Source organism: Spirosoma knui, from assembly GCF_054780635.1.
In genome coordinates this window covers 72,620-98,616 of sequence record NZ_BAAGVY010000018.1, presented here as the reverse complement: position 1 = coordinate 98,616, position 25,997 = coordinate 72,620, and the positions used below count along the sequence as shown (strand labels likewise).

General features: G+C 52.3%; 21 protein-coding genes. 14 read left to right on the top strand and 7 right to left on the bottom strand.

The window, feature by feature from the left end:
• Positions 1-847 precede the first annotated feature (847 nt).
• On the bottom strand, positions 848-3,025 hold the full coding sequence (locus tag ACYVIY_RS26500; protein WP_460979593.1) for a PAS domain-containing protein: 2,178 nt from the start codon (positions 3,023-3,025) through the stop codon (positions 848-850).
• 398 nt (positions 3,026-3,423) lie between these two features.
• Here ACYVIY_RS26500 and ACYVIY_RS26495 point away from each other — a divergent pair, with 398 nt between their 5' ends.
• On the top strand, positions 3,424-6,927 hold the full coding sequence (locus ACYVIY_RS26495; RefSeq protein ID WP_460979592.1) for a carboxypeptidase regulatory-like domain-containing protein: 3,504 nt from the start codon (positions 3,424-3,426) through the stop codon (positions 6,925-6,927).
• Positions 6,928-6,945: 18 nt separating this feature from the next.
• On the opposite strand, the gene ACYVIY_RS26490 is transcribed toward ACYVIY_RS26495, so the two are convergent.
• On the bottom strand, positions 6,946-7,962 hold the full coding sequence (locus tag ACYVIY_RS26490) for a cation diffusion facilitator family transporter (RefSeq protein ID WP_460979591.1): 1,017 nt from the start codon (positions 7,960-7,962) through the stop codon (positions 6,946-6,948).
• A 184-nt stretch (positions 7,963-8,146) separates the two neighbouring features.
• On the opposite strand from ACYVIY_RS26490, the gene ACYVIY_RS26485 reads away from it, so the two are divergent.
• The gene (locus tag ACYVIY_RS26485; protein WP_460979590.1) at positions 8,147-8,695 is read left to right on the top strand and encodes an NUDIX domain-containing protein; all 549 of its coding nucleotides are present in this window, start codon (positions 8,147-8,149) and stop codon (positions 8,693-8,695) included.
• A gap of 129 nt (positions 8,696-8,824) precedes the next feature.
• Positions 8,825-9,466, top strand: coding sequence for a LysE family translocator (locus ACYVIY_RS26480; RefSeq protein WP_460979588.1), 642 nt, complete (start codon positions 8,825-8,827; stop codon positions 9,464-9,466).
• A gap of 77 nt (positions 9,467-9,543) precedes the next feature.
• Here ACYVIY_RS26480 and ACYVIY_RS26475 read toward each other — a convergent pair whose 3' ends face one another.
• The 3 genes from ACYVIY_RS26475 to ACYVIY_RS26465 form a co-directional block, all read right to left on the bottom strand.
• A complete protein-coding gene (locus tag ACYVIY_RS26475; RefSeq protein WP_460979587.1) occupies positions 9,544-11,109 on the bottom strand; it encodes a GH3 auxin-responsive promoter family protein in 1,566 nt (521 codons plus the stop codon).
• 103 nt (positions 11,110-11,212) lie between these two features.
• Positions 11,213-11,989: a 5'/3'-nucleotidase SurE gene (gene surE / locus ACYVIY_RS26470; RefSeq protein ID WP_460979586.1), complete on the bottom strand. Its 777-nt coding sequence runs from the start codon at positions 11,987-11,989 to the stop codon at positions 11,213-11,215.
• Positions 11,990-12,107: 118 nt separating this feature from the next.
• The gene (locus ACYVIY_RS26465; RefSeq protein WP_460979585.1) at positions 12,108-12,326 is read right to left on the bottom strand and encodes a hypothetical protein; all 219 of its coding nucleotides are present in this window, start codon (positions 12,324-12,326) and stop codon (positions 12,108-12,110) included.
• On the opposite strand from ACYVIY_RS26465, the gene ACYVIY_RS26460 reads away from it, so the two are divergent.
• On the top strand, positions 12,317-13,222 hold the full coding sequence (locus ACYVIY_RS26460) for a LysR substrate-binding domain-containing protein (RefSeq protein WP_460979583.1): 906 nt from the start codon (positions 12,317-12,319) through the stop codon (positions 13,220-13,222). The two genes, ACYVIY_RS26465 and ACYVIY_RS26460, sit on opposite strands and share 10 nt — an antisense overlap.
• Positions 13,223-13,290: 68 nt before the next feature.
• A complete protein-coding gene (locus ACYVIY_RS26455; protein WP_460979582.1) occupies positions 13,291-14,490 on the top strand; it encodes a threonine synthase in 1,200 nt (399 codons plus the stop codon).
• On the opposite strand, the gene trhO is transcribed toward ACYVIY_RS26455, so the two are convergent.
• Positions 14,487-15,473 carry an oxygen-dependent tRNA uridine(34) hydroxylase TrhO gene (trhO, locus tag ACYVIY_RS26450; RefSeq protein ID WP_460979581.1) on the bottom strand — a complete coding sequence of 329 codons (987 nt, stop codon included), beginning with the start codon at positions 15,471-15,473 and terminating at the stop codon, positions 14,487-14,489. The two genes, ACYVIY_RS26455 and trhO, sit on opposite strands and share 4 nt — an antisense overlap.
• A 159-nt stretch (positions 15,474-15,632) precedes the next feature.
• On the opposite strand from trhO, the gene ACYVIY_RS26445 reads away from it, so the two are divergent.
• The 6 genes from ACYVIY_RS26445 to ACYVIY_RS26420 all read left to right on the top strand — a co-directional run bounded on the left by ACYVIY_RS26445 (position 15,633) and on the right by ACYVIY_RS26420 (position 19,745).
• Positions 15,633-16,286 (top strand): deoxynucleoside kinase, encoded by a 654-nt coding sequence (locus tag ACYVIY_RS26445; protein ID WP_460979580.1) that lies wholly within the window; start codon positions 15,633-15,635, stop codon positions 16,284-16,286.
• 124 nt (positions 16,287-16,410) lie between these two features.
• Positions 16,411-17,115: a GNAT family N-acetyltransferase gene (locus tag ACYVIY_RS26440; protein WP_460979579.1), complete on the top strand. Its 705-nt coding sequence runs from the start codon at positions 16,411-16,413 to the stop codon at positions 17,113-17,115.
• A gap of 66 nt (positions 17,116-17,181) precedes the next feature.
• Positions 17,182-17,607 carry a hypothetical protein gene (locus ACYVIY_RS26435; protein ID WP_460979578.1) on the top strand — a complete coding sequence of 142 codons (426 nt, stop codon included), beginning with the start codon at positions 17,182-17,184 and terminating at the stop codon, positions 17,605-17,607.
• Positions 17,608-17,869: 262 nt separating this feature from the next.
• On the top strand, positions 17,870-18,667 hold the full coding sequence (locus ACYVIY_RS26430) for an SDR family oxidoreductase (protein ID WP_460979576.1): 798 nt from the start codon (positions 17,870-17,872) through the stop codon (positions 18,665-18,667).
• A gap of 24 nt (positions 18,668-18,691) precedes the next feature.
• A complete protein-coding gene (locus ACYVIY_RS26425; protein WP_460979574.1) occupies positions 18,692-19,141 on the top strand; it encodes an acetyltransferase in 450 nt (149 codons plus the stop codon).
• Positions 19,142-19,205: 64 nt separating this feature from the next.
• Positions 19,206-19,745 (top strand): dihydrofolate reductase family protein, encoded by a 540-nt coding sequence (locus ACYVIY_RS26420; RefSeq protein ID WP_460979573.1) that lies wholly within the window; start codon positions 19,206-19,208, stop codon positions 19,743-19,745.
• A gap of 110 nt (positions 19,746-19,855) precedes the next feature.
• Here the strand turns inward: ACYVIY_RS26420 and ACYVIY_RS26415 are convergent, their stop codons facing one another.
• Positions 19,856-20,215, bottom strand: a complete 360-nt coding sequence (locus tag ACYVIY_RS26415) for a DUF4180 domain-containing protein (RefSeq protein WP_460979572.1) — start codon at positions 20,213-20,215, stop codon at positions 19,856-19,858.
• Positions 20,216-20,483: 268 nt separating this feature from the next.
• Here ACYVIY_RS26415 and ACYVIY_RS26410 point away from each other — a divergent pair, with 268 nt between their 5' ends.
• From ACYVIY_RS26410 to ACYVIY_RS26400, 3 genes are all read left to right on the top strand, one after another.
• Entirely contained in the window at positions 20,484-23,051 is a 2,568-nt protein-coding gene (locus tag ACYVIY_RS26410; protein WP_460979571.1) for a TonB-dependent receptor, read from the top strand.
• A 76-nt stretch (positions 23,052-23,127) separates the two neighbouring features.
• Positions 23,128-23,847: an outer membrane lipoprotein-sorting protein gene (locus tag ACYVIY_RS26405; protein ID WP_460979570.1), complete on the top strand. Its 720-nt coding sequence runs from the start codon at positions 23,128-23,130 to the stop codon at positions 23,845-23,847.
• A gap of 194 nt (positions 23,848-24,041) precedes the next feature.
• A complete protein-coding gene (locus ACYVIY_RS26400; RefSeq protein ID WP_460979569.1) occupies positions 24,042-25,949 on the top strand; it encodes a YgiQ family radical SAM protein in 1,908 nt (635 codons plus the stop codon).
• Positions 25,950-25,997: the final 48 nt, after the last annotated feature.

Sequence of the window (25,997 nt, the reverse complement as noted above, 5' to 3'; positions counted from 1 at the left end):
CTAATTTTTAGTTGAGATACTGTAAATGGATAGTAGGACTATAAGCATGAACTAATAAATTCACTTCAAAAATGTAAACTTATTTTAGGACGCTACAAACCGACGAGATAAGTCCACTGATATCCAAACTAAAACTATTAAGCCAACTTGCCGCCGTTCGGGTAGGTCAACTTTACCTGATGGCACCAAAAGGCAATTTGCCTTTCGCTAAACTGATGAGGGATAGCTGTCAGATTTCCGCCGAACTGGTTCATTTACACTAACTGTAGGATGCTCTTTTTTTCAGCAACTGCTTAGCTTGACTGTAGCTTGGGCAGCATAAGGCTGAAGTCAAGCTAAGACAATCCCGATATATGAAGAAGGGTAATTTTCGTAGTAAAAAATAGTCTGTTTCTCTACTTAAAGAAGTGGCTACCTAGTAGACGTTCGTTGCCGCAGTAAGCCTCTCGCCAGTGGTGAGGGGCTTTTACGCTAAGCGAAAATCGGGTGGAGTAACGTATAAAAACAACTGCCTAGTGAATCGTCGGATGGCGGTAAAAAAGAAGGGGTGGGAGGGGAAAGGAAGTATACGAAAGAAAAAGTGCCCTTATTCACATGGAAAGGGCACTTTTTGCTAGTCATTGAATACAACCTGAATTGAAAAAAGCAATGTCTCCACTAGTCTGTCGAAAAAGCGAATGAGTCAAAATTGGCAAATAAAAAGATTTAATACAACTATTCTGATAAAATAAATACCAGTATTTACCGTGCGCTACGTACTGCCAGAGTAGCAATGGAATTTGCCCTAAGTTAAACCAGCTGTGCGCTCACAAAAAGCTGAAGCAGCATACACTACGTATCAAAGCAATCAGGCGGGTAAGTAAATATGGAAAGTGGCCCCCTGACCAGGTTGGCTGATAGCCGTAATGGCACCCCCGTGGTTGGTAACTACTTTTTCGCAGATGGCCAGGCCAATCCCCGTACCGGCATACTCACTACGTCCATGAAGCCGCTGAAAGACCTGAAACATGCGATCCAGGTACTTTTCCTCGAACCCGATCCCATTATCGGCTACCTCAATACGGTGATATAGAGTAGCACCGCGGCCGGGTTTAATGGCAGGTGGTAGCTGATCGGCTGTGATTACGCCCGCCCGGATCTGAATGACGGGTGGTACCCCGGCCCGGCGAAATTTCAGGGCATTGCTCAGCAGATTGCTGAACAGCTGGCCTAACTGGGAGGCATCGCCCACAATGGTCGGCAAAGGGTCGATGAGCACATTTGCCCCAGTTTCTTCAATAATCAGGTCTAAATCCGTCAAAACCGAATTAACTACCTGGTTCAGCGGTACCAGATCGCCTGCTTCGCGCTGGGTCGATATGCGGGAAAACGTTAGTAAGTCTCGGATCAGCACTGACATCCGCCGGGCGGCCGACTGCATTCGTTCGAGGTAGTCGATCTCATCGCCGGAAGATACTTCGTAGCGGGTTTTCAACAGATCGCCAAACTGCTGAATTTTTCGGAGTGGCTCCTGCAAATCGTGCGAAGCTACGTAGGCAAACCGTTGCAGGTTTTCGTTCGAGCGCAGCAGCAGGGCATTGGATTCGGTTAGTTCCTGGGTCGTAGCCGCCAACTCTTCGTTGATGGTGACGTATTCCCGGTTGGCCGATGCCAGCTCTTCATTAGTGGCCATCAACTCTTCGTTGATAGCGGCTAATTCTTCGTTCAGGCTGGCTAGTTCCGCGGTGCGCTGCTGCACCTGCTGCTCTAGTTCGGTGGACGCGTTTCGGTATCGCGCTTCGCTTTCTTCGAGTTGTTGCCAGGCCCGCACCTGCTCCGTTACGTCAATCGCCATCTCGATTATGGCGTACACCTCGCCATCGGCGTTCAGCAGGGGCTTTAAGCTGAAGTCAAAATAATAGGTACCTGCTACGTTATTGATGGTCAAATCAGCCGGAGCCGACTTCGCTTCAAACGCTTGTCCGCTCGAGAATACCTGGTCTAACAAGTCGATGGCTTGCTGGTCCTTTGGTTCGGTTAACACCTCGCGGATGGGTTTGCCGTGAATGGAAGGCCCTTTGCCGAAATAGTTGATCATGGTATCGTTGGCCAGATCAATGCGCATCTGAGGGCCAACGAATAAACACGTGGCTACGGGGGCCTCTTCGATGAGGGTGCGGAACTTGGCTTCACTCTGCTCGATCTTCTTACGTGCCAGCACCTGCAGGGATACATCCTGACAAACGACCATGACCCCGGTGATTGTCTCGTCTACTTCTTTGTAAGGCTGATAGACCAGATTGAGGTAACCTTCCTGCCGCTCGCCGTTCGCGTACACAATGTAAGGCTGGTCATACAGATAAACCGGCTCACCCGACAAACGGACCGTGCTGATGATGTTCTGAAATGGGTCGGCGGCTTCGGGCATGATATCGAACAGGGGCTGATCCTGCAACTCCGCCACCGTTCGACTAACCAAACGCCCAAAGGCCTCGTTGACGATGCTAACCCGCATCTCCTTACCGAGGACCACCACAATACCCACCGGAATTTCCCGCACCAGATTCTCGAAGCGCTGCCGCGACAATCTTAGCTGCTTTAGGGGCAGGACTTTGTCAGTCGTTTCGTTGCAGGTAACAAATACACCCGCTGGCTGACCCGACTCATCGCTGACCGGGCTGTAGCTGAACGTCCAAAAGACATCTTCGAGCCGACCATTCCGATAAATCGGCAATAACTGATCTTCGCTCCAGGTAGCACCCTGACCCGCTAACACCTGATCGATTAGTGGTTTGATCTGGGGCCAGACTTCGGGCCAAACCTCGGCTCCCGGCTGACCCAAAGCCCAGGGGTGTTTGCCCGTATTGCCCAGACTGGGCCGGTAGGCGTCGTTATAAAAACAAAGCAATTCGTCTCCCCAGAAAAGAAACATGGGAAACCGGGAGTTGAGAAGAATACTCAGCGTAGTCCGTAAACTTTGGGGCCATTGGTCCGGGGTACCCAGCGAAGTACTTGTCCAATCATACTGCCGGGTGAGTTGACCCATCTCGCCACCGCCCTGTAGGAATGGGTAGTGGTTTGTTGGCGACGTGTTGTGCACAGATAAACAATAATAAAGTTAACGCTTACAAAAAGTAAACTCCGTTACACACAAACATAAGGGGTAACGGTGACAAATCGAAAGCAGAAACAGCCCTGAGTCTTCGGAGAAGGTGTATACGTCCTGCGCTCGCATTCGTCCACCCGAGCGGTTCTGGCTACCCTGCAAAGGGTAACTCAACTCCCGGACTGGAGGAGGGAATTGCTGACTTGGACGTCGTCGTTTTCTCTACGTGTGTTACCGGTTTCTGAAATCGCTGATCAGCACACGGGTTACGCATTACATACGTAGCCGCGGATTGGCTGGTTCTTTCTAACTTAACGGTTCCTAACCCGATTTTTGCCATGCGATCGTTCCGGTGCTTGTTATTTGCCTGCTTCTGGTTTGTTATGGAGGCACCGGCTCAGCAGTCGGTAGTCTCGCTGACGGGACACGTATTCGATGCGGCCAGTCGCAAACCCGTCCCATTCAGCACCGTGTATATAAACAACAGTACGCGGGGTACTACGGCCGACTCAAACGGTGTCTACCACCTAACTAACGTACCGCTGGGGGATGTGGAAATCGTGGCGTCGGCGTTAGGGTATAAGGCTGCCCGCCAGGGATTGCGATTAATTAGTACCCGAACCCGTACGATTGACCTTGTGCTTGATCCGACCGGCAATGCGCTGTCGGCGGTTACGGTTACAGCCCGGCATAGTCGGGTATGGATTCGGCAGTTTCGCCAGTTCAGCCGGGAGTTGCTGGGCAGTCGACCGATGGCCCGCGAGTGCCGAATTACCAACGAAAATGTGCTGTCGTTCACCGAAGAAAAAGGTCGCTTGACCGCACAGGCTGCCGAGCCGTTGGTTATCGAGAACCTGGCCCTTGGCTACCGGCTGTTTTATGATCTGCTGCATTTCGATGTCTACCGTAACCGGATGCACTTCGCCGGAGCGGCTCGTTTTGAAGAAATACCGACCACAGACGCGCGGCAGCAGGCCAAATGGCGGGCAAATCGGCTTAAGGCGTACGAAGGCTCGTTACGTCACCTGATGAGCAGCTTGCTATCCGGTACGCATGAGCAGGATGGATACGTAATTTATAAAACACCGTTGCTGATCCAAAACGACCAGATGGATGCGATACTGCCCCGAGTCCGGACGGTTGATCGGCAGCGTATCAGTCCTCAGCAGGCGTCGGCTTTGTTCAGGCCCGGTGAACTGGCCTTTGAGCGTCGGTTCGTCTCCGAAGACGCTATCGAGGTGTATTACGACCGGATTTATACGCGTAACTCGCCCTATGGCGATTCTCCAGCGGCTTATTCGGTGCTGTTGCTGCCCGATAAAGAATTTTCTGTGACCACCACGGGAGCTATAACTCAGCCTAAAGGGCTGGACGTACGCGGTTACCTGGGCAATGACCGACTGGCCACTCTGCTCCCTGCCGACTGGATGCCTGCCGATAAAGAAACACTGGTCGCTATCGATATAAAAGCCGGACGACCCGTAAAAACGGACGGTCAAGCCGATTCGTTACGGGCTGAACGTCGTCGGCAACGTAGTCGGACGGCACCGCTGGTGTACGTGCATACCGATAAATCACTGTACGCTACCGGCGATCATCTGTGGTTAAGTGCCTACGTGCTCGATCCGGTCAGGTATCTGCCCATGTTAGGACGTAGTGGTAAGCCCATGCACGTTGAATTGATTGCCCCTGATGGGCGCTCGATTGTTCATCAATGGCTACCCTTAACCGACGGACGGGTGGGCAGCGAGCTCTGGCTGTCCGACACACTCCGCTCGGGTACGTATCGATTACGGGCCTATACCGATGCCGACTCGCTGACGAGCGGACCCGGTTTTGAGGGGATAATATCGATTCTGAGCAGCCGCCAGTCTGGTTCACATAACGAGCAACCAGCCAGAGCTGAGAATCCAACGTCACCTGCTGCATCACCTGGTCTGGCGAGTCAACAGCCCGATGTGCAGTTCTTAGCGGAGGGCGGACGCTGGTTGGTAGGTGTACCTGGTCGGTTCGGCATAAAAGCCCTTAAACCTGACGGACGTGGTTTTGTCCTAAGCGGTCGAATCGTTGATGATACCGGTGCCGAAGTAACCCGCTTTACCACAAATCGATTGGGGATGGGGCACGTGTCGCTCAGTCCGCAGCCGGGTCGTAGCTATGTCGCTGTGTTCGAGTCACCAATGGGTGTCCAACATCGGACTGCCTTACCTCCTGCCGAAACGGAAGGCATAGCTCTTTCGGCCGACATCCTGTCCGATAGTAGCCGCTTGTGGGTAAGCGTTCGGGCAACGGGTCGCTTTGCCGAACAACCCGTGTCTATTGCCCTATATAACCAAGAGTTGCTCGTTTACCGCGAAACCTGGCAGGTACGTAAAGGAGAACTTCAGTTTGCCTTACCGGCAACGGCCCTGTTGCCCGGCGTTAGTCGACTCACCTTGTCGAATGCTTCGGGGCAGCCTTTGGCTGAGCGATTGGTGTTTGTCCCCGAGCGGAACAGCCCTTTGCAAATGCGCGTAGTAAAAGGCAAGTCGCGGTACGCCAGTCGGGATACTATGGCCGTTGGATTACAACTGCGCGATGCCGATAATTATCCCGTTGTGGCAACCTGGTCGGCATCGGTTACGGACGCCGATCAACTCCCCGACGACAGCACAACGACGGATTTCCGGACCTACCTCTTACTGACAAGCGGGCTGCGCGGCCCAATCGAGTCACCAACGTATTACCTGGATAACGAACACCTAAGCGATGTCGATGACTTGCTGCTCACCCAGGGCTGGCGTCGGCTACCGGCTCCTCAACTGGCTGACTCTACAGCGGGCTGGGCGGTAAGTGGACGGGTTCGCGATGCCCGTGGTAACGTAGTCAGCCAAAAAACGGTAATGCTATCGTTCGAGTTTAACGGACAGAAACTGGTACGTGGCATACCAACTAATGAGCAGGGTGAGTTTCGGATGAATGGCCTGCTGATTCCAGGCAAAGTTCAACTGAAAGCCTGGGTGCCTGACCTGCCCAAAGCGACCATTACCTTCGATTCGCCGGGACGACCATTTGCCAGCCCTGCTGCGCCTGTTCTCAACGAACAGGCTCTTCTTACCTACCTGAATAAGGCCCGTATCCGGCAGACGGATGATCCTGCATATTACCGCGATTCCAGTGCCCGGCAACTGGCCGAAGTTATCGTGCGAGCTAACAAGCCTTCAACTGACCGGTTGGCCGATAAGCAGTTCAGTATGCACGGAGACGCTGATGCAATCTTAACCGTGGATGACAATAACAACTTTACTAATCTGTTCGAGTTGATGCGAGGACGATTGCCCGGCGTGAACATTGTGGAGGTGAATGGTGAGTACTCTGTCACTATTCGCGGATTAGGAAGCTTCGGCAACAACTCCCCTTTGTATTTGCTCGATGGGGTATATACCAATTACGAGATGATCAGAAATGTTGACCCCAGGACCATCAGCCGCGTTGAGTTATTAAAAAACGCCGGTACCGCCGGTATTTACGGAGCCAGGGCTGGTTCGGGGGTGATTGCCATATACAGCCGCAGCGGCAAAGAAACGCCGGAAGCACCACCCATTAGTGCTGAAACCATGGTATGGGGACTAGCCAGTCCGCGTGAGTTTTACGTTCCCCGATATAAGGCAGACCAGACAGCTTCCCAGCCCGATCACCGCGACGTTTTATACTGGAATCCGATTGGCTATACCGATGCCGATGGCCTGGCGAGACTGATGGTGCCACTCAACGACACCGCTCAGCGGGTACGTATTGTGATGCAGGGGCTGACCAACGAAGGGGCACCGTTTTCGTTTGTCTGGATATTACCCGTACGCTAGCAGGTATTCAGCCGTTCATCAGCCTTGTGTCATACCCGGCAAGGTGAGCGGCACAAAATGCTTTTGATTCAGGGGCAGATTTTCGGCCGTCCAGTCCACGTCCCGGACGAAGGCGAAACCCCGCACGGGGCAGTCGGCCACGCGGCAGTAGTGGCAGCAGGCCTGTTCGCAGGGGTCAGTATGCACGAAGATTTCCACCTCGTTGTTGAAGCCCGCTTTTATCGTGTCCTCAAAATGATGGACTTCGTCGTGCACCTGATTCAGCTCCCAGTAATAAGGTAGTGTCAGGTGGCAGTCGACGTGTAGATCGGCCCCGTACTTCTGAACGCGCAGGTTATGCACGTCAATCCAGTTCCGGTCTTTGTGGACGTTCAGCAGCGAAACCACCCGGTCAAGCGTTGGCAGGTCCGTTTCGTCCATCAGGCGGGCCACCGACTGCCGAATCAACTGAAAGCCATTATAAATGATCACAAACGACAGCACCAGCGACAGCACGCTGTCAACCCACTGCTGACCCGTCAGGGCCACAATTGCTACGCCCACCATAACCACCACACTACTGAACGTATCGGTCAGCAGGTGTCGGCCGTCGGCGGTTAAAGCCAGCGAATCGGTTGTGCGGCCCGTGCGCACCAGCATCCAGCCTACGAAGGCGTTGGCCGCTGCCGTTCCACCAATCAGCGCCAACCCCACATCGAGATTACTAAGCACCTTAGGCTCGTAAAAGCTGAGGACAGCCTGCCAGAGGATAACCAGCCCGGCTGACAAAATCATGGCACCCTCAAAGCCGGACGACAAAAATTCGACTTTGCCGTGTCCGTACGGGTGATTCTGATCGGCGGGTTGCCCGGCCAGGTAAATGCTGTAAAAGGCAAAACCACTGGCTATTACGTTGACGATGGATTCGACGGCATCGGTCAGGATGGCCGTTGACGACGTAAGAAAATAGGCCGTGAATTTGAGAACCAGCAGGACGATGCTCAACCCCAGCGAAACGCCCATCCAGCGGTATTTTGTTTTTTGACTGGCTCTCATCAAGTTCAGGAAATGACGTCTACAAACGGGATAGATTTAAGGAGTAACCTGGGTTTATTGGCGCTAGAGCAGCCGTGCTAACCGACATCGCAGTCAGCGAATGTCTGTAACGATCGGGCTGCGGAGCCATACAGATTCAACAAAGATAACGATTCCTGAAGGTAAAGTCCGTATTTTCGTTCGCATGAATAGGACTGAAAATCCCTGGCAGACGCTGAATTCGTCGGTCAAATATGATAATAACTGGTTGTCGATCCGGCACGAAGACGTGGTAACTCCCGCCGGTACACCGGGTATATACGGGGTGGTGAGTTTCAAGAACAAAGCGGTAGGCGTTATTCCGATTGATGCCGAAGGCAATACGTACCTGGTTGGTCAATATCGCTACCCACTCAATGAATATTCCTGGGAGATTCCCGAAGGTGGCTCGCCCATCGGTACCGATCCGCTCGAATCCGCCAAACGCGAACTGAAAGAAGAAACCGGCCTAGAAGCAGGCCAGTGGACAAAAATAGCGCGGATTCACACCTCCAATTCGGCCACCGACGAAGAAGGATTTCTGTACATTGCCGAAGACCTGGTGCAGGGTGAACACGCACCCGAAGAAACCGAAGATCTCCGCATCTGGAAACTTCCCCTGGCTCAGGCTATTGAGATGGTCATGACGAGTCAGATCACTGATTCGCTGAGCGTTAGCGGCCTTTTAATGGTGGCCCGGCTTCGGGGTATCTAACAGTTGAGACGTTATCAAGTTGTAGAGACAAAGTTGCGGCAGGCTGATTTCGTCATAAACGGCGCTCATGCGGGCTACTTTTGCAACTTGATAACTGGAGCACTGTATAACTTTACAACGTAACTACCTGTGTTTTTACCTATTCTGTACGGGTTTCTGGTCGGTGTGGCGCTTTGCCTGACGTTCGGAACCGTTTTTTTTGCGCTGATTCAAAATAGTGTCGACAACGGATTCCGTTCAGGGCTCAAAATTGTCTTTGGTGTCATCGTTGGCGATATTCTGTTCGTGCTGGCAGCGCTGCTTGGCACGGCGTTCATTCCTAAAGTTCAGGGCTTTGAACACATAATGGCTATTGTCGGGATGTTGTTTCTGATCGCCATGGGCCTGGTGAACATCCTGAAGGGCACGCCCCGGCTGGCCTATCCACAAACCCGTTTCGGTAACTTTATCTATTATTTCACGACGGGCTTCTTCTTAAATGCCCTGAATCCAGTCAATTTCGTGTCGTGGGTGGCTATTGTCGCCTACATTCGCTCGCACCTGCATTATACGGTGGCTGAACAATACGGATTTATGGGAGCCGCTTTAGTTGGCGTTTTTGTGACAGAAACCGCCCTAGCTTATTATGCAAATCGGCTCAAGCGGCTCTTCACGCCCCGGGTCGTCACCATCTTCAACCGGGTAACCGGCTTCGTGTTTCTGGCCGTAGCCACGCAGATTTTTTACACGCGCCTGTATCAACCCCTGATTGCGCTGATGGAGCGTTGGTGATAGAGTGAAGTAAGTGCAGTGAGGTTAGCATGATACACAATCAGGAGGATAACTACTCACTGCACTACACTTGCCAATTACTTCACCGCGTCAACGAATCCATTTTTCTGCAAAAAGTTCTGCCAGTCGGCGATCAGGCCTTTTTTGAGGACGCGCGGAAATTTATGCTGACCGCCCATCTTGCCCTTAGCCTCCATCCATTGATAGAACGTAGCAGCAGGCAGCACCGTGACCGTTACGTCTTTTAAGGCGTGTTTTCGTTCAACGGCATAATCGTCGTTGAGTTCTTTCAGCCTGGCGTCGATCCGGTCACGAACGGCTCCGGCATCAACTGCATCGTCGGTACCGATGTACCAGTGGTGGGCAAACAACGTATCGTGCGCTACGCCAGCCACGGTAAACTCCCGCACCGAAATCCCCAACTCTTCGGATACCATCTCGATGGCTTTGTTCATATTGTCCACGGAGAGGTGTTCGCCACACAGGCTCAGGAAGTGTTTGGTACGGCCGGTTATCACGATTTCAGCCTTACGCTTCGAGACAAACCGGATCGTGTCGCCGATCAGGTAACGCCAGGCTCCCGAGCAGGTCGAGAGCAGCAGGGCATACTCTTTGCCTTCTTCAACCTCGTCGATCATCAGCGTTTCGGGCTGCTCAACCAGTTCGCCGTCGGACGAGAAGTTTTGCTCATTGAAGGGGATGAACTCGAAGAACAAACCATTGTTGAGCACCAGTTGCATACCCTCGGCATTGGGATGGCTCTGGTAGGCGATGAAGCCTTCGGAAGCCAGGTAGGTTTCAATATACGTAATGGGGTGGGCGAGGAGCTTCTCAAAACCCTGCCGATACGGCTCAAACGATACGCCACCGTGGCAAAAGACCATCAGGTTCGGCCATATATCATGAATGGTTTTGACGTTGTAGCGGGCAATGATCTTTTCCATCAGTAGCTGAATCCAGGCCGGAACGCCGACTACGTAGCCAATGTCCCAGTCACCTGCCTGTTCGGTAATCTCATCGAGTTTAAGCGCCCAGTCCCGTTCCTGCGCAATCTCCCGGCCAGGTTTATAAAACCGCTGAAACCAGAACGGAATCTGGCTGGCCGTGATGCCGCTCAGGTCTCCCTCGTAATGGCCTTCCCGCAGGTTAAGGTTTGTGCTGCCGCCCAGCATCAGATAGCCTTTTTCGTAGAGCGTGGAGGGTAGATTCTGGTAACGGCCCAGGGTAAGAATCTGGCGAATACTGGATCGCTGGATGGCTTTCGACATGGACTTGGTGACTGGAATGTACTTCGACGCGGCCTCCGAGGTGCCCGAACTGAGCGCGAAGTACTTGACCCGACCAGGCCAGGCGATGTTTTTTTCACCAGCCAGCGACCGTTTCCACCAGCCGTCGAACATTTTGTTATAGTCGTGGATAGGCACGTACTGCTTAAACTTCTGGTAGAACTCGGTGCTGGTACCAAACTCAGCGGCACTCACCAGTTCCTCAAAGTGATACGTCGCGCCAAATTCCGTAAACCGGGCTTTGGTGACGAGCTTCCGGAACACTTTACGCTGCTGTTTTAGCGCGTTGGCTTTCCGGAGCCGGACGGCATTCGTGAGTCGAATGCCGTTTTTTAGCATACTGCCTAGTAGGGCCATGTTGTGAAGTCGTCATTATTGTCATTCGTTGTCATTTTTGTTTTGCTATCACCAACAACCAGTGACGATGAATGAGAACAAATGACAGTGAATGACAACTACTTTATAAATTCCAATTTCGTAATGCGTCCATCATGCTGTAGGCCGTCAGGTCATACTGACACGGCACAACCGATGTATAGTTCTGGGCAATCGCGTATTCATCGGTGTCTTCGGCATGCGTATCGAAGTTAACAAAATCACCGGCCAGCCAAAAATACCGGCGGCCGTGCGGATCCCGGCGCTCGTCGAATACTTCCTGCCACTTGGCGTTGGCCTGCCGACAGATCCGAATGCCTTTCAGGGCCTCGGCCGTCCGGGCGGGGAAGTTAACGTTCAGGGCCGTGCCGCGCTCCATACCTTTTTCCAGCACCGCGCGGGCAATGGCCAGTACGTGCTCGTGCGTATGTGAGAAGTCGGGCTGACGGGTGAAGTCGCTCAGCGAAAAACCAATGGCCGGAATGCCTTCAATGGCCGCTTCAATGGCCGCCGACATTGTGCCGGAATACAACACGCTGATGGACGTATTGCTGCCGTGGTTGATGCCGCTGACCACCAGATCAGGCGAGCGGTCTTTTAATACGTGGTGTTTGGCGAGTTTGACGCAATCGGCGGGCGTGCCGGAGCACTCATAAGCCGGTACGTCGCCGAAAATGTCGGAAGGGTAAAGTCGTATGGGGTTGGCGATGGTAATGGCGTGCCCCATGCCCGACTGCGGGCTGTTGGGGGCAACAACGACTACCGAACCAAGTTCTTTCATTAACTGGACAAGCGTCCGAATGCCGTGCGACGTAATGCCGTCATCATTCGTGACTAAAATCAGGGTTTTTTGTTCCGCCATAGTATAGTTGTAGTACGTTTGTGAACGAACGACCCGATACGCTGATTGTGTCCAGAAAAGACCGCCAGCCAGTCGTCGTTGACCGCTATTCTGCGCCGTAAAACTACGCAAATGCAGCCTATTCCTTGTTGCATTCGCGGTTGATGCGGTCGTCATACACTAAATAAACAGGCTCGGCCAGCGTACTGTCGGAGCCAGATTGCCGGATACCAGGCACGTTTCCTAGTTGATACGTACCGTTGCCAATCGCCAGCGTCCGGCTGGCGAGCACGAATTCCAGACTCGTTGCCGTAAATTGGCCGGACTCTTCATCAATCCTGCTGAACAATGCTCTCATCCCGCCACCTGGTTTTTATGGAGGTCGCTCGTCAGTTGAGCTTCACCAAGGCGAGCCAGACGCTGTTTCTGAGCCAGTCCGCCATCAGCAAGCACATTAAATCGCTGGAATATTTTTACAAAACCGGCTTGTTTGAACGGCATGGCAACAGCATTAGCCTGACCAGGGCGGGACAGACGCTGTATGCCAAACTCCAGGAAGCCGACCAGCTCCAGGATGAGTTACACCAGGCGCTGCAATTGATTAACGAGGAGTTTCGGCCCCCCACCAAGTTAGCCATCGGAGCCAGTACGACCATTACGTTGTATGTGCTGCCGCCCGTGCTGTCGGCGTATCTGCGGCAGCACCCGACCATCCAACTCAGCGTCCTGAACCGCAATTCCGACATTATTCAGAATGCCCTGCTCGAACACGAGATCGACGTGGGTATTGTGGAAGGACGGACGCAGATCAATACATTAACCTATACGCCGTTTATGACCGACGACGTACTGGCGGTCTGTTCGGCCCGAAGTGCGTTGCGGGAGCGCACACTGACGGTGGATGAACTGCCCGATATTCCGCTGGCGGTACGTGAACATGGCTCCGGTACGCTGGCGGTCGTGGAAGATGAACTAAAAAAGAAAGGACTCAACCTGGCGTCGCTGCGGGTGCTGATTCGGCTGGGCGGCACCGAAGCCCTCAAGAATTTTGTGCTGGCCGATACGTGCCTGGCGTTCCTGCCCCGGAGGGCCATTCTGAAAGAACTGGCCGCGGGCGATTTAGTCGAGGTTCCGGTCCGTGACCTGGTACTACAACGGACGTTTTACTTTATCCAGCGCAAGGGAACCGAAAATAACCGCTTTGTAAACCTTTTTATTCAGTTTACCCGGCGCCATTATTCCGTTCTGGAATAACTCATGCCAAAACGCTATTTGCTTCATGCATCGTTATCCGAGACTTTTCGGAAAAATAAAAGGCAACGATGCATACCGCCACTACACTTTCGCTCCTGCAAAACCTGCGTTGTTCCAATTGCGGCAAAACTGATGATGCGTTCATTCGGCAAACGCTTTCGACCTGCTGTCAGGCTCCTTTCCTGTGTCAGTACGACCTTCAACCCGATAGTCTGACTCCCGCTGATCTGGCCACACGCCCTAAATCACTATGGCGCTACGAGGAGCTTTTGCCAGTTCTACAATCCGAAAACCAGATTACGCTGGGCGAAGGATTTACACCCCTGCTGACTCTAGATCGACTTGCCGATCGGTACGGGCTGCGCCAGCTTACGGTAAAAGACGAAAGCCTCAACCCTACGGGTTCATTCAAAGCGCGGGGGTTAAGTATGGCCATATCGAAGGCCAAAGAAAACGGCGAACAAGCCTGCATTATTCCAACGGCGGGAAATGCCGGGGTCGCTATGGCCGCTTACTGCGCGCGGACTGGCCTAGAAGCGGTGGTGGTTATGCCGCGCCACACGCCCGACGCGTTCAAGGAAGAGTGCATCGGCTATGGGGCCCGGCTCATTGAGGTCGATGGCTTAATAAACGACTGCGCAGCTAAGGTGCAGGAAATCAACCAGCACGGCGCTTACTTCGACGTATCGACACTCAAAGAACCGTATCGGCTGGAAGGCAAGAAGACGATGGGCTATGAGATTGCCGAACAGCTCTACTGGCAATTACCGGACGTAATCATGTACCCAACCGGTGGCGGCACGGGCCTGATCGGTATCTGGAAGGCGTTCCATGAACTGAAAGCCTTGGGCTGGCTACCTGCCCATGTACGACTGCCCCGGATGGTGGCCGTGCAGGCCGAGCAGTGTTCGCCCGTTGTGGATACGTATCAGGGCAAGCAGGCGAACAGTAAACAGTACGTCGGCAGACCGACGCTGGCCAACGGACTGGCTGTACCCCGGCCTATTGGCGAACCGCTCATGCTGGAGGTCCTGCGCGAATCGAAGGGAACGGCCATTGCCGTATCGGAAGAGGCTATGTTGCAGGGCGTCAGCGAGCTGGCCCGCTCCGAAGGCATGTTCGTAGCTCCCGAGGGCGGAGCCATCTGGGCGGCCACGAAAACCTTACTGCAACAGGGCTGGCTCCAACCCGACGAGCATATTCTGCTCCTGAACACGGGCTCGGGCCAGAAATACCTCGACGCCATCAAAGGCAACTGGTCCCGCTAAACAATCGTTTCTTTGGGGGAGATCGAAAACTCGACGCGCTGGCCCATCCGACTTTTATAGCCCTGAACGGGTGTGTAGTCCGGGGTTTGTTTTCCATAATAACCAGTGCCATTGTAGGGGCGCAGGTCCGGGTCGTTCTTGCAGTCGTCCGTGCAGGTGCCCTGGTGCGCATCGCCACAGTCCTGACAAAGCGTTACGTGGTTGTTGCAGGCCGGGCTGGCGCAGTTGATCATCCGCGTGGTTGAGGTGCCGCAGCGGTAGCAGGTTGATATAACGGCCGGATTAACGTGGTTTACGGGCACCGTTACGCGGTTGTCGAACACGTAGCACTGACCGTCGAAGTCTTCGCCACCGGCTTCCATGCCGTATTTAATGATGCCGCCGTGGAGCTGGTATACATTCTGGAATCCCTGCGAGAGCAGATACGCACTGGCTTTTTCGCACTTGATACCGCCCGTGCAGTACGTAATGACTTTTTTGTCTTTAAGGTGCTCGATCTCGTGAACGTGCTCCGGTAGTTCGCGCAGGTTTTCCATATCGAACGTAATGGCGCCTTTGAACTTGCCAACGGCATGTTCGTAGTTCGAACGCATATCGACCAGCACGACGTCGGGATCGTTTTTCAACTGGCGGAACTCATCGGGTTCGAGGTGAATGCCCGTTTGCTTGAGCGGATCAACCGGCAGGTCCGAATGAACAATCTCGGGCTTCACCCGTACGTGTAGTTTCTGAAAGGTGTGCCCGTCGGCCTCGTCAATTTTGAACTCGATACCGGCAAAGCGCGGATCGGCCCGCAGTACGTTCATGTACGCTTCGCAGTCGGCCGTCAGACCCGATACAGTGCCGTTCAGTCCCTCCGGGGCTACAATAATGCGCCCCAGCAGATTCAGTTGCAGACACAGCAGATGGTGCTCTTCGCGATACTGCTCAGGATTCTCGATGGGTGAATAAATGTAGTAAAGAAGAACGCGGTACGGTTTCATGTTAATGGGGTAATTAGTAACAAAATTAAACCCATTTTGCCAAAGTTCGTTCATTATGGGAATAATGGAGGAGAGGGAGAAGTTGGATGAACGGCATTAGAGGAATAAAACAAATGTCCTGCTCCCGTTCGTTCCGTCTCCCGTTCCTCCCTCATCCCTATGCACATTGCCATAACAGGAAATATTGGGGCCGGAAAAACCACACTGGCCGAGCAACTGGCGCATCATTACGGCTGGGAGGTATTGTATGAGGCCGTTGAAGGCAACCCGTACCTCGCCGATTTCTACGAGGATATGTCGCGCTGGTCGTTCAACCTGCAGATCTATTTCCTCAACAGCCGGTTTGCTCAGATCAAAAAAATCATCGCCATTCAGCAGGCCAATCAGACTACACCTCAACAGGCCCGAACTGTAGTGCAGGACCGGACCATCTACGAAGATGCCGCTATTTTCGCCCGAAACCTGTACCAGGGCGGCTACATGGCAGAGCGCGACTACCAGACGTACCGCGATCTGTTCGATAACATGATGAGTCTGGTTCGTCCGCCGGACCTGATGATCTACCTCCGGGCGGGGTTGCCTAAACTTCGTGAGCAGATTCACAAACGCGGCCGGTCGTTCGAGCAGTCGATCAGCGACGAGTACCTGAGCAGCCTGAACAGACTGTACGAAGAATTTGTGGCCTCGTACCAGATCGGCGAGCTGTTGATTGTCGATGTGAACGAGCTGGACTATGCCGCGAACCCCGCTGATTTCGCCTGGATTACGCAGCAGATCGACACGCGGCTGGCGTCTTTGCCGATTTCAGGGTAGTTCATTTCTGTGTTATTCTTGATAATCAATGCGTTTACTAATACGCTGAAAAATCGTTGACGGCATCGATTCATAATACCCGATTCCCGTTTATATTGGTAGCCTGAACGAGCCGAGTACCGCAATGATGAGTGGACACGAACTGGATTTTTGGTTAAGCCGGGGTTACTTCCGGATGCAGCAGCGGCTGTTTACGTGCCAGCTGCTCATGTTCGACGACTTATTTTATTCGGCTCATTGGCTCCGCATTGCCATACGTAACGTTACGTACGGTAAAGATCAGCTTCGGCTCCTGCGAATCAACGATAAATTTACGGTAACGATAAAGCCGTTCATCCTGTCCGACGAGATCGAACGCCTGTACAGCCTGTATCGGCAGTCGATTACGTTTGATGCGCCCGAATCGGTTGAATCGTGCCTGCTGGGTGGGGCGCTGCACAGCGTGTTTGATACCTACATCGTTGAAGTTCGGGACGAGGGACGCTTAATTGCTGGGGGAATCTTCGATAACGGCTCGACCAGCATTGCGGGCATCATGAACTTCTACGACCCGGCTTACCGCAAATACAGCCTCGGCAAATACGTCATCCTGCAAAAAATGAAGCATGCCCAGTTGCATCGGAAGACGTATTACTACCCCGGCTATCTGGTTCATAAATACCCAAAATTTGATTATAAGCTGTTTGCCTGTCCGTCGGCTACGGAGGTCTTCAACAGCCTGGATGATGTATGGCTTCCGTTCTCGTGGGAGGCCGTAACGGCTGAGTCTGCGGGTATCATGGAAGCCAACAAAGCCCTGATTACCTTGTCGACAGCATCGCAGTATTGAGCCTGTTACGTTGTGTTCGCCTAGGACGCTGTAATGGGTAGTTACAAGCTGTATTTGATTATGAGTATGAAAACGCTCGTTGGCTATGCAAGTCCTAACGTTAAGCTTAGGGCCCTTTTTATTGTATGCGCAATAGCCTTTCTGGCTATTCATCAATATGATGGGAAGTGGAATCTGCCAATCCTTCTTTGGATTTTGATTGGTGTGTTTATGGAAACGTGGTTAAAGCAGTTGATTTGTGGATTTATTCTGCTGTGTTGGCTTTATTTATACGTAAAGGCGTTTTCTAAAGACCTGTTAATTACCGCAAAGACACTTATCGCTTTTGTTGTCTTGTATCTTGTTGCTTTGTATGCTGGCTATGGAAAATTCAAGCTGTATATAATGTCAGGCCACATAAATGACAGGGTATATTCTTATGTTATACCCTTTTTTGTTTTTTTAGTTTGCTCTGTATTGGTTCTCATAAACATGAAGAGGCAAGTGCAGTAATGAGGACAAGGGGTCTGTTATAAAGTACGTAGCACCCCGATTTTGTAAGGAGCAATCAAGTAAACAGAGTCAGGCGAAGGTCTACCGATTAACTCCCTACATGAACTTGCCAACTACCATCTTCCTCGACTTATACAGCCGGTACTAATATGAAGTCATAGGGCCCCGACAAGCAAACGGGCTAAAAACCGATAAAAATTGCTTTGCTCACTCTACATTTGGGCCGTCAACGACCGGGCAGGCACTCGCCCGGCTACTCTCTATGGCTAAAGTTGTTTTAATTACCGGCGCGTCGACTGGCTTAGGTGAGTCGATCGCTAGCTATCTCGTACAGCGAGGATACATCGTCTACGGTACGTCCCGGACCCAGTTGCCCGACAAAAGTTTTCGGATGCTGGCGATGGATGTGACGAGCGCGGAGAGCGTTCAGCAGGCGGTCGGGCGAATTCTGGAGCAGGAAGGACGTATCGATGTGCTGATCAATAACGCGGGTTTAGGTATTGCCGCCCCAATCGAAGAGCTTCCGTTGATGGATGTCCAGCACGTACTGGACACGAATGTAATTGGCGTGATCCGAACCATACAGGCCGTTCTGCCCTATATGCGTCAGCAAAAATCTGGGTATATAATCAACATCAGTTCGATTGCTGCTGAGGCCGGATTGCCCTATCGGGGTGCCTACAGCGCCAGCAAAGCTGCCGTGGAGCGACTGACGGAAGCACTCCGGCTAGAGCTTTCTCCATTTGGCGTTCTGGCCTGTTCTGTCCAGCCGGGCGGTACGCGTACCGATATTAATAAAAACCGGTTGCGCGTATCGCTTTCGACCGGAAGTGTGTACAAAGAAACCTTCGACCGCACGTACGAACTCATCGACCAGAGCGTCAGCGAGGGCATGGACCCCGGCGTATTCGGCCCGCTGATCGACAAAATACTGAACTCGTCGCGGGTGGAGCGGATTTACCGCGTTGGTAAACCAGTAGAGAAGCTATCGGTGTTGCTCAAACGGATTCTGCCCACAAGCGTGTACGAGCGAATGATTCGTAACCACTACAAGATGTAAAGCTAGGTCTATCTTTTAGTTGCTATGAGCGAATCACTCCTCGACGGCATCGATCCGGCGTATCCTGACGATTACCCTGCTTTACTGGCCGTCTGGGAAGCTTCGGTTCGGGCCACGCATCACTTCATCACGGAAGCTGACGTTGCGCTGTTTAAACAGATTGTGCGTGATCAGGCGCTTCCAGCCATGCCTGTGTTTTGCAAACGCACGGCTGACCAGCAAGCCGTTGGTTTTATTGGCGTAGATACCGGCAAAATAGAGATGCTGTTTATTGATCCGGCCTGGCGCGGGAAACGTATTGGCCAGCAGTTACTGGCGTATGCGGTTGAGGTGCTCGGCGCAACGCAGGTCGATGTCAACGAGCAGAATGAACAGGCGGTTGGATTTTATCAGAAAATGGGGTTCAAGATTGTCGGCCGCTCAGCCGTCGATGGGCTGGGAAAGCCCTATCCATTGTTGCACATGCAGTTGTAGCAGACTGATAATCAGCTCGGCCCTCATTAACAGATTTAACCTGATTTCAATTGCTTTAAACACCATGAGAAAGCTGATTTATCACGTAGGCGTTACACTGGACAATTTTATTGGTCATGAAGACGGTTCGGCCTCCGAAGGCTTCATCAATGACGGTGAACACGTGACCGAATACCAGCAAAGTTTACTGGATTACGATACCGTTATCATGGGTAAAGCCACGTATGAATACGGCTATCAATTTGGTCTTCAACCGGGCCAGCCTGCTTATCCGCACATGAAACATTATATCTTCTCAAAGACAATACAGGTTGAGACTGCGTTCGGCGATCAGGTTGAGGTTGTCCGGGAAAATGAGGTTGAGTTTATTAAGCAGTTAAAATCCAGCGAAGGAACATCCATCTACCTGTGTGGCGGCAGCAAGTTTGCGGGATTTTTGCTAGAACAAGAACTGATTGATGAGCTAAAAATTAAGCTTTATCCCGTCGTTTTCGGCAAAGGGCTTCCCCTGTTTGACAGTGATAAATCGGTTCAGTTGTCTTTGCTTGACTCTAAAAGGTACGACACTGGCGTCATGCTGCTAACGTATCAGATACGCTATTAATCCTTGCCGAGGCTGGTGCTTTTAGGTGGACCCGTTATTGGACCAAAGCCTTTGGTCCAATAACGGCTTTTAAACCTGCTCGAAAATGGGTCGATTCGTTTAGTAGACGTCTACACAAGCAATTTTTCTTTAGCCTCATCGAGCGAGTCGACAAAACTGATTCGTCCCATCTTGTTGCTCTCCCGGATAAAATCACGCAGGCTTTTGCTGGTGTACTCGGAATAATCCCCGACAACCGCCAGTTGCATCCGGTAATTGGAAAACTTCTGGAGGATCTCTCCAGCCAGTCCGGTTTGTAACTCAAAGAAATCGGGGCTAAGGTTTTGTTGATTAATAATGATTTTCTCGGCTCCCTGATAGGCGCAATTGGCCAGCAGGTCTAAGGCGTCCTGCGCGTCCTTGATCACCACATCATTGGATAAAATTACGGCAATTGTAGTTTCGTGTATCGTTTGCAGGTCTATTTCCATAATTCACGGTATGCTTGTCGGCAACTGAGTAAGTCTGCCCAGAGGGCATGGGCTGGTGCGGGGGTAAGTTATACACAAAGTGAATACGAAGCACTGTTCCCACAAGCGGAGCGTATCGACTAGTCCCTAAAAACGAACCGTACGTACTGTGCTACGTTCGTTCGTCAGCCAGAAACATATATCTGTCGGGCTAAAACCCGCACTCATCCCTTTTTGGTTTCACGGCTTGCCTTCCCATTACACCTTTACATCGTCAACTCCCAAGTTTATGAAACCTAACGGCTTACTTATTGTCATTTTTTTACTCGTAGTTACCCAAAGTTTACCGGCCAATGCACAGTTTCCGTCTATGGGCGGTGCTGTTCCCACCAAGGCACTGCCCGGCACGGCTGGTGACCAGACTCCCAAGGGAAGTGCCAAAATCAGTGGTTCCATTGTCGATTCCACCCAGGCGAAAGCCGTTGAGTTTGCCAGTATTGCGCTCATCAACAAGGCAACCGGAAAAACCATAGACGGTACGGTGGCCGACGAAAACGGTAAATTCGCCCTCACCAAGCTGGTCGCTGGCCAATACCGGATGCTCATTAGCTTCGTCGGCTTTCGCGATAAAATTCTGTCCGATATTACGCTCACCAACGGCCAGTCGCTCGATCTGGGCGTGGTCAAACTGGCGTCCAGTGTTAAAACCCTTCAGGAAGTGACGGTGGTCGGCCAAGGCGCATTGATCGAAGAAAAAGTAGACCGGCTGGTGTACAATGCCGAAAAAGACATTACGGCTAAAGGTGGCGACGCTACGGATATTCTGCGTAAAGTGCCTATGCTGACGGTAGATCTGGATGGGAACGTATCGCTACGGGGCAGCCAGAACATTCGGGTCCTGATCAACAACAAACCCTCGACCATCGTAGCCAGCAGCGTAGCGGATGCGCTGAAGCAAATCCCCGCCGATCAGATCAAAACAGTGGAAGTGATTACCTCGCCCTCGGCGAAGTACGATGCCGAAGGGTCGGGTGGTATTATCAATATCGTTACCAAAAAGAACAGCTTACAGGGCCTTAACCTGAACGTCGACTCGGGCGTGGGGAACCGGGGCTCGATGCTGTCGCTGAACGGGAACTACCGCAAAGGGAAGACCGGATTCACGCTGGGTGGTTTTGGCCGGGCCATGTACAATACCATTACCAAAACCAATCTCGATCAAACAAGTCGGGTAGGGGACGTAACGACGCTGACCCGCCAGGCCGGGAATGGACACAGTTCAGGTCTGTTCGGGCAGTATAATCTGGGTTTCGATTACGACCTCGCCAAAAATCAGAGCCTGACCGCGGGTGTTCGCTATGGCGTACGGAACATGCAGAATCAGCAGGACCTGATTACCCAGTTATTCACCAACGGAACGTTAGGATCAACCGTAAACCGGAACGTCGATGCTAAGAACCTATCGGGAACGGTGGACGCGAATATCGATTATCTGCATACGTTCAAACCGCAGCAGGAGTGGAGCATTTCGACCTTGTACAGCCGTAACGACCTGACCAATAACTTCGACGCTGACCTGCTAACGGGTGGGGGCGAACTGACGGGCCGGCAACGTAACCTGAACAAGAACGTCAACCAGGAATTTACCCTGCAAACCGATTATCAGACGCCGATTCGGAAAAACCAGTTGCTGGAGTTTGGCGGGAAAGCCATTTTTCGGGAGGTGAACAGCGATTATAAATACCTGCTGGCTGGTCCATCGGGTCAGTTTACCACCGAAGCCAATAATACGCTGGGTGAGTTAACGTACCACCAGAATATTGCCGCCGGGTACTCGTCGTACACCTACACCACCAAAAACCGTTACACGTTCAAAGGCGGACTGCGGTATGAGCACACCTTTATCGACGCCAGCACGCGGGAAGGTGGTAACCTGGGCGTGGGTGATTACGGCGTGTTAGTGCCGAGCATCAATGCCTCCAAAACCATCAAAGGAACCACGCTGAAACTGGGTTTCAACCGCCGGATTCAGCGGCCCGGTCTGCAGCAGTTAAACCCGAACTTCAACGCGGCCAATCCGCAGAACATTACGATTGGTAACCCCCGGTTACGGCCTGAACTGACCAACAACATGGAACTGGCCGTGAGCAAAACCATTGGTAAGACGTTCATTAATGCGACATTCTTTGGCCGGATCACCAACAACGCCATCACCCAGGTTACGCAGCCATCCGATACGCTGGCCGGTGCCGTTGTAACAACGTATCAGAACATTGGCCGTCAGCACGCCTATGGCACTAACCTGTTCGCGAACGTAGCGGCTACGTCAAAAATTAACGTTGGGTTGTTCCTGAACGCTTTCTATTCGAGCTTAACTGGTCAGGCAATGGGCCTAGATGGCGTATCAGCTAGCCTGACGAACAGCGGCTTCAACGTAAGCGGAGGTACCTTTATGAACGCTACGTTCAGAAACGGCTGGGGTGCGCAGGCATTTGGCTTTTTGCAGGGCTCTCAGGTGCTGCTGCAAGGGCGGCAGGGTGGCTTTGGCTTCTATACCGTGGGGGTCAAGAAAGAGTTTCATAACAAAAAAGCCAGCCTGGGCTTAGCGGCCGAAAACTTCCTGAACAGCCGGTTTAATATTCACACCGTCCTGAACTCTCCACTGTTCAACCAGGTCAACGACGTATATCTGTACAACCGTGGTGTCCGCCTGACCTTTACGCTCAAAATTGGCAAGATGACGATGGACGCCCCCCGCCGTAAGGCTAAGTCCGTTAATAACGACGACGTAAAAAGTGACGGCAGCGGACAAACGCAGGGTGGTGGCTCCCCCGCCGGAGGCCAATCTCGTCCATAGGTAAGCTGATCTGCTAAATTTGAAGTATCTTGTTACCCTTTTCAAAACGTATCACCCAACCAAAACGCATTCAATCATGAAAACCAACTTTATTCTGTCTGCGGCCCTGGCCGTTTGCTTCTCCATCGGTGCGCAAGCCCAGACCGTAGACGAAATCGTCGACAAGCACGTCGCTGCGATGGGCGGTATGGACAAACTAAGCAGCGTTCAATCGGTATATACCGAACGTTCACTATCGGTGCAGGGGATGGAAATTCCGAGCAAGTCAACGGTTGTTGTTGGCAAAGCCATGCGTACCGAATCGTCAGTTATGGGGAACTCCATGGTGCAGGTCGTTGACGGTACGTCGGGCTGGATGATTCGCCCGACCATGATGGGCGGTACGGGAGAGCCCGAAGATATGCCCGCCGATCAGGTGAAGCAGCAACTGAGTCAACTCGATCCGTTTGGTCCCCTGGTCAACTACAAAGCAAAAGGGAATAAGGTTGAACTGGTCGGCAAGGAAAAAGTAGACGGCAAAGATGCGTATCACCTGAAAATCACCACGAAGGAAGGCCAGACTATGGACGAGTACCTGGATGCGGCCACGTATATGGTGAGTAAAGTGAGCATGATGGTGAACGGGCAGCCGGGCGAAGTACTTTTCTCGAATTACAAAGATAAAGACGGGATAAAGTTCGCCAATACCATGCAAATGGAGTCGCCCCAGGCCGGAACGATCTCGTTCAACACCGAAAAGATCACCATCAACGGGCCTGTCGACGAGTCAGTCTTCAAAAAACCAGCCAAGAAATAACCAAACACAAAGTAACTGCGGGGTATATGCGCGAGAACGTGCGTATACCCCGCATTCGTTTACCCGCTAAGTGACTACCCGGTTGGCACAGGTTTGAGCTTTGCCGCTGGCTTCGGTGTGTATACGATTTGTTGGCGTTTGGGTGAATTATTTCCCAAATTCAACGTTTTCCAGATAGCTAATTGCACAGACTCATGATTGAAAGACCCCTTACAGATTGGTTGCCGCTGACAAAACAGGAAGTTGAAAAACGGGGCTGGGATGAGGTGGATATTGTGCTGGTGTCGGGCGATGCCTACGTAGACCACCCAGCCTTCGGAACCGCTGTGATTGGGCGTATCATGGAAAGCGAAGGCTTTCGCGTGGCGATTATTGCTCAACCCAATTGGAAAGACGACCTGCGCGACTTCAAAAAGTTTGGTCGCCCTAAATACTTCTTTGGCGTTACAGCGGGCTGCATGGATTCGATGGTGAACCATTACACGGCCAACAAACGCCTGCGCTCCAACGACTCTTACACCCCCGGTGGGGAAGCGGGGTTCCGGCCCGATTACGCTACCATCGTATATACAAAGATTTTAAAGGAGCTATACCCCGATGTGCCCGTTTTGCTCGGTGGAATTGAGGCTTCGTTACGTCGGGTCACGCACTACGACTATTGGCAGGATAGACTGATGCCGTCCATTCTGGCCGATTCGGGCGCCGATATGCTCGTGTATGGCATGGGTGAGCAACCCCTGCGCGAGATTCTGAAACTGGCTCAGAAAGGGGTACCGTTCTCCTCAATGCGGAACATCAACCAGGTGGCGTTCATGCACGATACGTATACCGGCGATCTACGTGATTATAATGGGTGGAACACCGTTGAACTAGCCAGCCACGAAGTGTGCCTGCAGGACAAAATCAAGTATGCGGCTAACTTCAAAATTGTTGAAGTCGAGTCAAATAAGTGGCAGGCCAACCGGATCACGCAAAAGGTGGGCAGCCAGGTGCTGGTGATTAATCCGCCGTTCAAAACGATGGATGAGACCGAAATCGACAAGTCGTTCGATCTGCCGTATACGCGCCTGCCGCATCCCAAGTACAAAAAACGCGGTCCGATTCCGGCCTACGAAATGATCAAGTTCTCGGTGAACATGCACCGGGGCTGTTTCGGCGGCTGTAGCTTCTGCACCATTTCCGCCCACCAGGGCAAGTTCATTGCGTCGCGCAGCGAGAAGTCGGTGCTAAAAGAAGTAGACGAGATTACGAAGCATCCTGAGTTCAAAGGCTACATTTCGGACCTTGGCGGCCCATCGGCCAATATGTACAAGATGAAGGGCAAAGATGAATCCATCTGCGCCCGCTGCCAGAGTCCAAGCTGTATTCACCCGGTCATCTGCTCGAACCTCGATACGTCGCACAAGCCTCTGACGGAGCTGTACCGCAAGGTCGACGCGAATCCGAACATCAAAAAGGCGTTCGTCGGTTCGGGCGTGCGCTACGATTTGCTGGTCGATGATTTCAACAAGAATAATGAAGACGGCAACCACGATGAGTACATGGAGCAACTCGTCACGCGCCACGTATCGGGTCGGTTAAAAGTCGCTCCTGAACATACCGCCGACGATACGTTGCGGATCATGCGGAAGCCATCGTTCAAGTATTTCAAGCTGTTCAAGAAGAAGTACGATAGGATTCAGGACAAGCACAACTTGAAACAACCGCTAATTCCGTACTTCATTTCGTCGCACCCCGGCTGCGAAGAGCAGGACATGGCGAATCTGGCGGCTGAGACGAAGGACATGGGTTTCCAGCTCGAACAGGTGCAGGATTTTACGCCCACGCCCATGACGGTAGCCGAAGTGATCTACTACTCCGGTGTTCACCCGTACACGCTGAAGCCCGTTAAAACGGCGAAAACCCGCGATGAGAAGCAGGCGCAGAACCGCTATTTCTTCTGGTACAAACCCGAGTATAAAGACTGGATTCGCAACCGGCTGAGCAAGCTGAACCGCCCCGACCTGGCGGAAAAGCTGTTGGGCAGCCCGAAAAAAGATTCTATTGGTAAGGCTGGTAAACCAGGTTTTTCTGGCAACCGCTCCAATAAAAAAAGACGGTAACGTTTATTCGTAACTACGTACCACAAACATGAGTCATCCCGAATTTTA

Excerpts from the sequence above, each read along its gene's own strand:
- ACYVIY_RS26460 (WP_460979583.1), top strand. The coding sequence starts at position 12,317 with ATGCTCTCATCCCGCCACCTGGTTTTTATGGAGGTCGCTCGTCAGTTG.
- ACYVIY_RS26435 (WP_460979578.1), top strand. The coding sequence starts at position 17,182 with ATGAAAACGCTCGTTGGCTATGCAAGTCCTAACGTTAAGCTTAGGGCC.
- ACYVIY_RS26430 (WP_460979576.1), top strand. The coding sequence starts at position 17,870 with ATGGCTAAAGTTGTTTTAATTACCGGCGCGTCGACTGGCTTAGGTGAG.
- ACYVIY_RS26410 (WP_460979571.1), top strand. The coding sequence starts at position 20,484 with ATGAAACCTAACGGCTTACTTATTGTCATTTTTTTACTCGTAGTTACC.
- ACYVIY_RS26445 (WP_460979580.1), top strand. The coding sequence starts at position 15,633 with ATGCACATTGCCATAACAGGAAATATTGGGGCCGGAAAAACCACACTG.
- ACYVIY_RS26465 (WP_460979585.1), bottom strand. The coding sequence starts at position 12,326 with ATGAGAGCATTGTTCAGCAGGATTGATGAAGAGTCCGGCCAATTTACG.
- ACYVIY_RS26485 (WP_460979590.1), top strand. The coding sequence starts at position 8,147 with ATGAATAGGACTGAAAATCCCTGGCAGACGCTGAATTCGTCGGTCAAA.
- trhO (WP_460979581.1), bottom strand. The coding sequence starts at position 15,473 with ATGAAACCGTACCGCGTTCTTCTTTACTACATTTATTCACCCATCGAG.
- ACYVIY_RS26400 (WP_460979569.1), top strand. The coding sequence starts at position 24,042 with ATGATTGAAAGACCCCTTACAGATTGGTTGCCGCTGACAAAACAGGAA.
- ACYVIY_RS26500 (WP_460979593.1), bottom strand. The coding sequence starts at position 3,025 with ATGGGTCAACTCACCCGGCAGTATGATTGGACAAGTACTTCGCTGGGT.
- ACYVIY_RS26420 (WP_460979573.1), top strand. The coding sequence starts at position 19,206 with ATGAGAAAGCTGATTTATCACGTAGGCGTTACACTGGACAATTTTATT.
- ACYVIY_RS26425 (WP_460979574.1), top strand. The coding sequence starts at position 18,692 with ATGAGCGAATCACTCCTCGACGGCATCGATCCGGCGTATCCTGACGAT.
- ACYVIY_RS26440 (WP_460979579.1), top strand. The coding sequence starts at position 16,411 with ATGATGAGTGGACACGAACTGGATTTTTGGTTAAGCCGGGGTTACTTC.
- ACYVIY_RS26490 (WP_460979591.1), bottom strand. The coding sequence starts at position 7,962 with ATGAGAGCCAGTCAAAAAACAAAATACCGCTGGATGGGCGTTTCGCTG.
- ACYVIY_RS26405 (WP_460979570.1), top strand. The coding sequence starts at position 23,128 with ATGAAAACCAACTTTATTCTGTCTGCGGCCCTGGCCGTTTGCTTCTCC.
- ACYVIY_RS26415 (WP_460979572.1), bottom strand. The coding sequence starts at position 20,215 with ATGGAAATAGACCTGCAAACGATACACGAAACTACAATTGCCGTAATT.
- surE (WP_460979586.1), bottom strand. The coding sequence starts at position 11,989 with ATGGCGGAACAAAAAACCCTGATTTTAGTCACGAATGATGACGGCATT.
- ACYVIY_RS26475 (WP_460979587.1), bottom strand. The coding sequence starts at position 11,109 with ATGGCCCTACTAGGCAGTATGCTAAAAAACGGCATTCGACTCACGAAT.
- ACYVIY_RS26495 (WP_460979592.1), top strand. The coding sequence starts at position 3,424 with ATGCGATCGTTCCGGTGCTTGTTATTTGCCTGCTTCTGGTTTGTTATG.
- ACYVIY_RS26455 (WP_460979582.1), top strand. The coding sequence starts at position 13,291 with ATGCATACCGCCACTACACTTTCGCTCCTGCAAAACCTGCGTTGTTCC.